The organism is Trinickia dinghuensis, assembly GCF_003367175.1.
Classification (GTDB): Bacteria; Pseudomonadota; Gammaproteobacteria; order Burkholderiales; family Burkholderiaceae; genus Trinickia; species Trinickia dinghuensis.
Genome location: NZ_QRGA01000027.1, coordinates 56,878 through 63,981 on the forward strand (window position 1 = coordinate 56,878; position 7,104 = coordinate 63,981).

A 7,104-nucleotide genomic window follows, 5' to 3' on the forward strand; every position below is an offset into this window, starting at 1 on the left:
AGCTCAGGCCGCCGCGGACGACGACAGCCCGCGAGCGTCGCGCATGAGCGCCTCGATCGCGTCGGCTTCGACGGGTACGTCGCGCGTGATCAGCTCGCAGCCGTTATCGGTGACGATCGCGTCGTCCTCGATGCGGATGCCGATGTTCCAATATTGCTCGGGCACGTCCGGCGCGGCGCGCACGTACAGGCCCGGCTCGATCGTCAGCGCCATCGACGCGCGCAGCGTGCGCCACGGCAGCGTGCCCGAGGCGTCGGGCGCCGCGGCGCGCTCGCGGTAGTCGCCGCAGTCGTGGACGTCCATGCCGATCCAATGGCCCGTGCGGTGCATGTAGAAACGCGAATAGGCACGCTCGGCGATGACGTCGTCGACCGATGCATACTTCGCACGATCGACGATGCCCGTATCGAGCAGCCCCTGCGCGAGCACGCGCACGGCCGCGTCGTGGGGCGCTTCGAAGCTTACGCCGGGACGCGTGGCGTCGATCGCCGCCTGCTGCGCGGCCAGCACGATGTCGTAAAGCTCGCGCTGCGCCGGCGAGAAGCGGCCGTTCGCGGGGAACGTGCGCGTAATGTCGGATGCATAGCCGTCCAGCTCGCAGGCGGCGTCGATGAGGATCAGATCGCCGTCGCGGGCGATGGCGTTGCCGGCCGGATAATGCAGCACGCAGGCGTTCGCGCCGGCCGCGACGATCGAACCGTAGGCCGGTGCTTGCGCGCCGTTGCGGCGGAACGTGTAGAGCAGTTCCGCCTCCAGTTCGTACTCACGCATGCCGGGGCGGCACAGCTGCATCGCCCGGCGGTGCGCCTCGGCGGAAATCCGCGCGGCCCGGCGCATGATCGCGAGTTCGTGTTCGTCCTTGACGAGGCGCATGTCGTCGAGAATCGGCAGGACATCGACAAGCTTCACGGGCGCGGCGACGCCGCTGCGGCCTTGCGCGCGCACGCCGTCGAGCCAGCGCCGCACTTGGGCGTCGAGCTCGGCCGAACGGCCGAAGCCGTAGAACAGGGCCGGCGCGTCGGCGATGAGGCCCGGCACCTGAGCATCGAGCTCGTCGATCGGAAACGCGGCGTCGAACCCGAACGCTTCGCGTGCCGCCTCCGGGCCGTAATGGAATCCTTCCCACGTCTCGCGCTCGGCGTTCTTCGTCCGGCAAAACAGGATCGAAGCCGGCTCGCCAGCCTGAGCGGTCGAGTCGAGCACGAGGAACGACTGCGGCTCGGCGAAGCCCGTCAAATAGTAGAAATAGCTGTCGTGGCGATACGGGTAGTCGGTATCGCGATTGCGCGGCGCCTCGGGCGCCGTCGGCACGAGCGCGACGCCGCCGCCCGCGGCGCGCATGGCGGCGAGCAGGCGCTCGCGCCGGGCTTGATGGGCGGAGACGGCGATGGGGGATTCGGTCGGCGTATTCATCGTGCGATTGTACTGCTCAATCGGGCCGGCTTAGCGGGAAGGCCGGCTTGCCCGAGCGATATGATGGCGGCGCAATACGTCGTTTTGTGCGCCGGCGACGTTATACTCTTTCTCGCACTTCACCAAGGCCCCCGACCGACTCGCACGCGAAGCCTTTGCCGGCACAGCGTAGGCGTGCCGCGCGCACGACGCGGCAACCCGTTTCGAGGCGGCCCGGTGCTTTCATGAGAGAAAAGCAGATGATGAAATTAATCGGTTCGCTCGCGAGCCCCTACGTCCGTAAAGCGCGGGTCGTGCTCGCCGAAAAGAAGATCGACTATCAACTCGTGCTCGAAGATGTCTGGTCGCCCGATACGACCATTCATACGTTCAATCCGATCGGCAAGGTGCCGTGCCTTCTGATGGAGGATGGAGAGGCCGTATTCGATTCGCGTGTCATTTGCGAGTACGTCGACACGCTTTCGCCGGTCGGCAGGCTGATTCCGCAGTCGGGCCGCGAGCGCGTCGAAGTGCGCTGCTGGGAAGCGCTTGCCGACGGCATGCTCGACGCAGCCGTGCTCATCCGCCTGGAAGCGACGCAGCGCGAGGAAGCACAGCGCAACGAGGGCTGGCTCGCGCGCCAGCGGCGCAAGATCGAGGAAGGGCTCGTGGCCATGTCGCAAGGGCTCGGCGGCAAGCCCTGGTGCGCCAACAACCACTATTCGCTGGCCGACGTCGCCGTCGGCTGCGCGCTAGGCTATCTCGATTTCCGGATGCCCGATCTCAATTGGCGTGAGAAATATCCGAATCTCGACAAGCATTTCGTCAAGCTGTCGCAGCGCCAGTCGTTCGTCGACACCATCCCCAGCTGACGCGCCGCCCGGCCGGTGTCCCGAGCCGAGCGCGCCGTTAAGTTCAAGCCGTCGCCAGCGGCGCGAGCAACTTCGGCGAGAACGATTCGCTATCGGCGAGCGGCCACCATTTCTCGTAGAGCGAGTAGCGGTAGTTGCCGTTGACGAGGTCGTTCGGTTCCAGATATTTGAGCAGTTCCGACATCAACTGCACCTCGTGCGACGAGACGCGGCGCACGATATGGTGGGCGCGCAGCTGCGACGGATGCTCGAGCCCCGCAGCCTGAATGATCTCCTGCAGCGCGTGCAGCGTGTTGCGATGGAAATTGAAGACGCGCTCCGACTTGTCGGGCACGACGAGCGCGCGCTGACGCACGGGGTCCTGCGTCGCGACGCCGGTGGGGCAGCGCCCCGTGTGGCACGTTTGCGCCTGAATGCAGCCGACGGCGAACATGAAGCCGCGCGCCGAGTTGACCCAATCGGCGCCGATCGCGAGCGTGCGCGCGATGTCGAACGCCGTGATCATCTTGCCGCTCGCGCCGATGCGGATCTTCTCGCGCAGGCCGACGCCCACCAGCGTGTTGTGCACGAGCAGCAGCCCTTCTTGCAGCGGTACGCCGATGTGATCGGTGAATTCGAGCGGGGCCGCGCCGGTGCCGCCCTCGGCACCGTCCACAACGATGAAGTCGGGCACGATGCCGGTCTCGAGCATTGCTTTGGCGATGCCGAAAAACTCCCACGGATGGCCGATGCACAGCTTGAAGCCGGTCGGCTTGCCGCCCGACAGCGTGCGCAGGCGATCGACGAATTCGAGCAGGCCGCGCGGCGTCGAGAACTGGCTATGCGAGGCCGGCGAGATGCAGTCCTGGCCCATCGGCACGCCGCGCGCCTCCGAAATTTCCGGCGTGACCTTGGCCGCCGGCAAGACGCCGCCGTGGCCCGGCTTCGCGCCTTGCGACAGCTTGACTTCGATCATCTTCACTTGCGGGTCGCTCGCTTGGGCGGCGAACTTCTCGGCGCTGAACGTACCGTCGTCGTTGCGGCAGCCGAAGTAGCCCGAGGCGATTTCCCAGATGATGTCGCCGCCGTGTTCGCGGTGGTATTTCGAGAGCGAGCCTTCGCCCGTGTCGTGCGCGAACCCGCCGCGCTTCGCGCCTAGGTTCAGGGCGCGGATCGCGTTCGCCGACAGCGAGCCGAAGCTCATCGCCGAGATATTGAAGATCGACATCGAGTACGGCTTTGCGCGCTCGGGCCCGACGACGATCCGGAAATCGTGCGAGCCGAGCTTGGTGGGCGCGAGCGAATGGCTGATCCATTCGTGCGCGACCGCTTTGACGTCGAGCTCCGTGCCGTAGGGGCGGCTGTCGGGCTCGTTCTTCGCGCGTTGATAGACGATGCTGCGCTGCGCCCGCGAGAACGGTTTTTCCTCGGTGTCGTCTTCGACGAAGTATTGGCGGATCTCGGGGCGAATGAATTCGAAGAAGAAACGCAGGTGGCCGGCGATCGGGTAGTTGCGCAAGATGCTGTGGCGGGCCTGGCGCAAGTCGAAGACGCCGACGGCGATCAGGACGGCCGGCACGAGCAGCCAGAGCCAGGAGATCGTGTGGCGCGCGGCGAGCACCGCACCGGCACAAGCGAGCAGCAAGGCAAACCAGATCGCGAAATAGCGTCGAGAAAACATGGGGCGAACTCCTGGATCCTGGCGGCGCACGCCCTGCCGGGCAGCGGATGCCTTGGTCGAAAAGATGCGCCAGTTTAATCGGGAACGATCGGCGGCGGGGCGGAGCGAGCCGTGCGACCGGGTAAGCGTGAATTTCGTGGGCGGGAGGCCACATGGCCGGCAAAGCCTGCGGCCGACCGGTGGCGGGCGCCGCCGGCCGCTGCGAAACGCCGGCTCAGCCGGCTGCGAAGGCCGTTTGGGGTGTCGCCGCTGCCGCTGCGCCGGCCTGCGCCGATTCGATGATGCCGCCGCCGAGGCACACGTCGCCGTCGTAAAGCACGGCCGACTGCCCGGGCGTCACGGCCCATTGCGGTTCGTCGAATGCCAGCGAAAAACGTGCGCCGGCATCGGCTGCGGGGAGCGCGCCGAACGCGCAGGCCGCATCGGCTTGCCGATAGCGCGTCTTCGCCCCGAAGCGCGCGCCCGGCTCGGGTGCGACACCGGATACCCAGCTCGTGTTGCCGGCGACGAGCGTGCGCGAGCGCAGCCAATCGTGGTCATGCCCCTGCACGACGTAGAGCGTGTTCGCCACCATATCCTTGCGCGCGACGAACCAGGGCTCGCCGCTGCCCGATTTGCTGCCGCCGATGCCGATTCCTTTGCGCTGGCCGAGCGTATAGAACGCGAGCCCGACGTGCTCGCCGACGACTTGGCCGTCGGGCGTCTTCATCGGCCCTGGCTTGGTCGGCAAGTAACGATTGAGAAACTCCCGGAACGGCCGCTCGCCGATGAAGCAAATGCCCGTCGAATCTTTCTTCTTCGCGTTGGGCAGGCCGATGGACTCGGCGATCGCGCGCACTTCGGTCTTCGGAATGTCGCCGAGCGGAAAGCGTGTTTTCGACAACTGCGCCTGATTGAGACGGTGCAGGAAGTACGACTGGTCTTTCGTCAGATCTTTCGCCTTGAGCAATTCGAAGCGGCCGTCGACCTCGCGCACGCGCGCATAGTGGCCCGTGGCGATCGTCTCGGCGCCTAGCTCCATGGCGTGATCGAGAAAGGCCTTGAACTTGATTTCGGCGTTGCACAGCACGTCGGGGTTCGGCGTGCGGCCCGCCGAGTATTCGCGCAGGAACTCGGCGAATACGCGCTCCTTGTATTCGGCGGCGAAATTTACGGCTTCGACGTCGATGCCGATCAGATCGGCCACCGAGACGACATCGATCCAGTCCTGCCGCGTCGAGCAGTACTCGCTGTCGTCGTCGTCTTCCCAGTTCTTCATGAACAGGCCGACGACGTCGTAGCCCGCTTCCTTGAGTAGCCATGCGGTCACCGACGAATCGACGCCGCCGGACATGCCCACCACGATTCTTTGCTTACCCTTGCCCATTTGAACGAATGACCGGCTGTGTTGCTTGCTAAGACTTGCTGAAGGAAGGCCCGACCGAGTGCGTATGCACGAGATCGAGCGGGAAACGCCGGCCCGCGAGGTAATCCTCGACCGAGCGCATGACGAGCGGCGTGCGATGGCTCGCTCGGCAGGCATGCAGTTCGTCGGGCGTCAGCCACAGCGCGCGGATGATGCCCGTATCGAGCGCGCGCGGCGTATCGAGCCGCTCGTGCCGGCCGCAGAACGTAAACCGCAAAAACGTGGCGGCTTCGCCGTCCGGGCGATCGATATGCGTCATGTAGACGCCGATGAGCGCTTCGGGCACGAACGCGAGTGCCGTTTCCTCGAGCGTTTCGCGCACGACGGCGGCCGTAAGCGTTTCGCCCGACTCGAGATGTCCGGCCGGCTGATTGATCCGCAAACCTTCAGACGTTTGCTCCTCGACGAGCAGAAAGCGGCCCTCGTGTTCGACGACGGCGGCCACGGTGACGCGCGGCGTCCAGCGTTCCTGTTTCATGGCCGCCATTTTACCGGTTGGCGGCGGGGGCTGCCGACGCGGTGCATGGGGCGACCTGCCGACCCCCGAAGGCTTTGCTGTGCAGCGGCGTGGGGGCGCACCCGATTCCTCGTCGAGTTGCGCCCTCACTTTTCTTTTGCGGCACCAATTTTCATCTATTGGGACGACTTCGGTTACAGTGGCACTCGGCGCCCCGTTTCGTTGTTGCGCGCGCCACTGCAGCCGCAGCACCGATTGAGCCGTGTAAACGTATTCAAACGATGGAGTCGGCGCAGCGTCGTCGGCTTCGTCTTCGCGTTATTAAGAGCACGTGAGGAGGATTCAACGATGCACATCGGAGTGCCAGCCGAGACGCGCTTGCATGAAGCGCGCGTAGCCGCGACGCCCGAGACGGTGAAGAAGTACGTCCAAGCGGGCCATCGCGTGACGATCGAGGGCGGCGCGGGAGCAGCCGCCAGCTTCACCGACGACGCCTACGCGGCAGTCGGCGCGGAGCTGGTCGAAGCCGACGCGGCGTTTTCCGCCGATCTTATTCTGAAGGTGCAATCGCCGAGCGAGACCGAGCTCGCGCTCATCAAGCGCGGCGCCGTGCTCGTGGGCATGCTCGAGCCGTTCAACGCCGAGAACGCGGCGCGCCTGGCCGAAGCCGGCGTGACGGCCTTCGCGCTCGAAGCCGCGCCGCGCACGACGCGCGCGCAAAGCTTGGACGTCCTATCCTCCCAAGCGAACATCGCCGGGTACAAAGCCGTGTTGCTCGCGGCCGATCTCTACCCACGCTTCATGCCGATGCTGATGACGGCCGCCGGTACGGTGAAGGCGGCCCGCGTGCTGATTCTCGGCGCGGGCGTGGCGGGCTTGCAGGCCATTGCCACGGCCAAGCGCCTGGGCGCCGTGATCGAAGCCTCCGACGTGCGGCCCGCCGTCAAAGAGCAAATCGAATCGCTGGGCGGCAAGTTCCTCGACGTGCCCTACGAGACGCAGGAAGAGCGTGACGCGGCCGAAGGCGTCGGCGGCTATGCGCGTCCGATGCCGCCGTCGTGGCTCACGCGTCAAGCGGCTGCCGTGCACGAGCGCGCCAAGGCCGCCGACATCGTCATCACCACGGCCCTGATCCCGGGCCGCGACGCGCCGATGTTGCTATCAAGCGAAACGGTGCAGGCGATGCGCCCGGGCTCGGTCATCGTCGATCTGGCCGCCGGGCGTGGCGCCGAGCTGGCCGGCATGCCCGGCGTGCGCGGCGGCAACTGCCCGCTGACGGAGCCAGACAAGGTGGTGACCAAGCACGGCGTGACGATCG

General features: G+C 66.2%; 6 protein-coding genes. 2 read left to right on the forward strand and 4 right to left on the reverse strand.

The window, feature by feature from the left end:
• Positions 1–3: 3 nt before the first annotated feature.
• A complete protein-coding gene (locus DWV00_RS32270; RefSeq protein WP_115537681.1) occupies positions 4–1,413 on the reverse strand; it encodes an aminopeptidase P N-terminal domain-containing protein in 1,410 nt (469 codons plus the stop codon).
• A 239-nt stretch (positions 1,414–1,652) separates the two neighbouring features.
• Here DWV00_RS32270 and DWV00_RS32275 point away from each other — a divergent pair, with 239 nt between their 5' ends.
• Positions 1,653–2,264 (forward strand): glutathione S-transferase C-terminal domain-containing protein, encoded by a 612-nt coding sequence (locus DWV00_RS32275; RefSeq protein ID WP_115537682.1) that lies wholly within the window; start codon positions 1,653–1,655, stop codon positions 2,262–2,264.
• Positions 2,265–2,307: 43 nt separating this feature from the next.
• Here DWV00_RS32275 and DWV00_RS32280 read toward each other — a convergent pair whose 3' ends face one another.
• From DWV00_RS32280 to DWV00_RS32290, 3 genes are all read right to left on the reverse strand, one after another.
• Complete coding sequence (locus DWV00_RS32280; RefSeq protein ID WP_115537683.1) at positions 2,308–3,924, reverse strand: FMN-binding glutamate synthase family protein; 1,617 nt, start codon at positions 3,922–3,924, stop codon at positions 2,308–2,310.
• Positions 3,925–4,138: 214 nt separating this feature from the next.
• Positions 4,139–5,290, reverse strand: a complete 1,152-nt coding sequence (gene mnmA, locus DWV00_RS32285; RefSeq protein ID WP_115537684.1) for a tRNA 2-thiouridine(34) synthase MnmA — start codon at positions 5,288–5,290, stop codon at positions 4,139–4,141.
• 28 nt (positions 5,291–5,318) lie between these two features.
• Entirely contained in the window at positions 5,319–5,807 is a 489-nt protein-coding gene (locus DWV00_RS32290) for an NUDIX hydrolase (RefSeq protein ID WP_115537691.1), read from the reverse strand.
• A 327-nt stretch (positions 5,808–6,134) separates the two neighbouring features.
• Here DWV00_RS32290 and DWV00_RS32295 point away from each other — a divergent pair.
• Positions 6,135–7,104: NAD(P) transhydrogenase subunit alpha (locus tag DWV00_RS32295; RefSeq protein WP_147298025.1), on the forward strand; the 970-nt coding region annotated here is incomplete at its 3' end.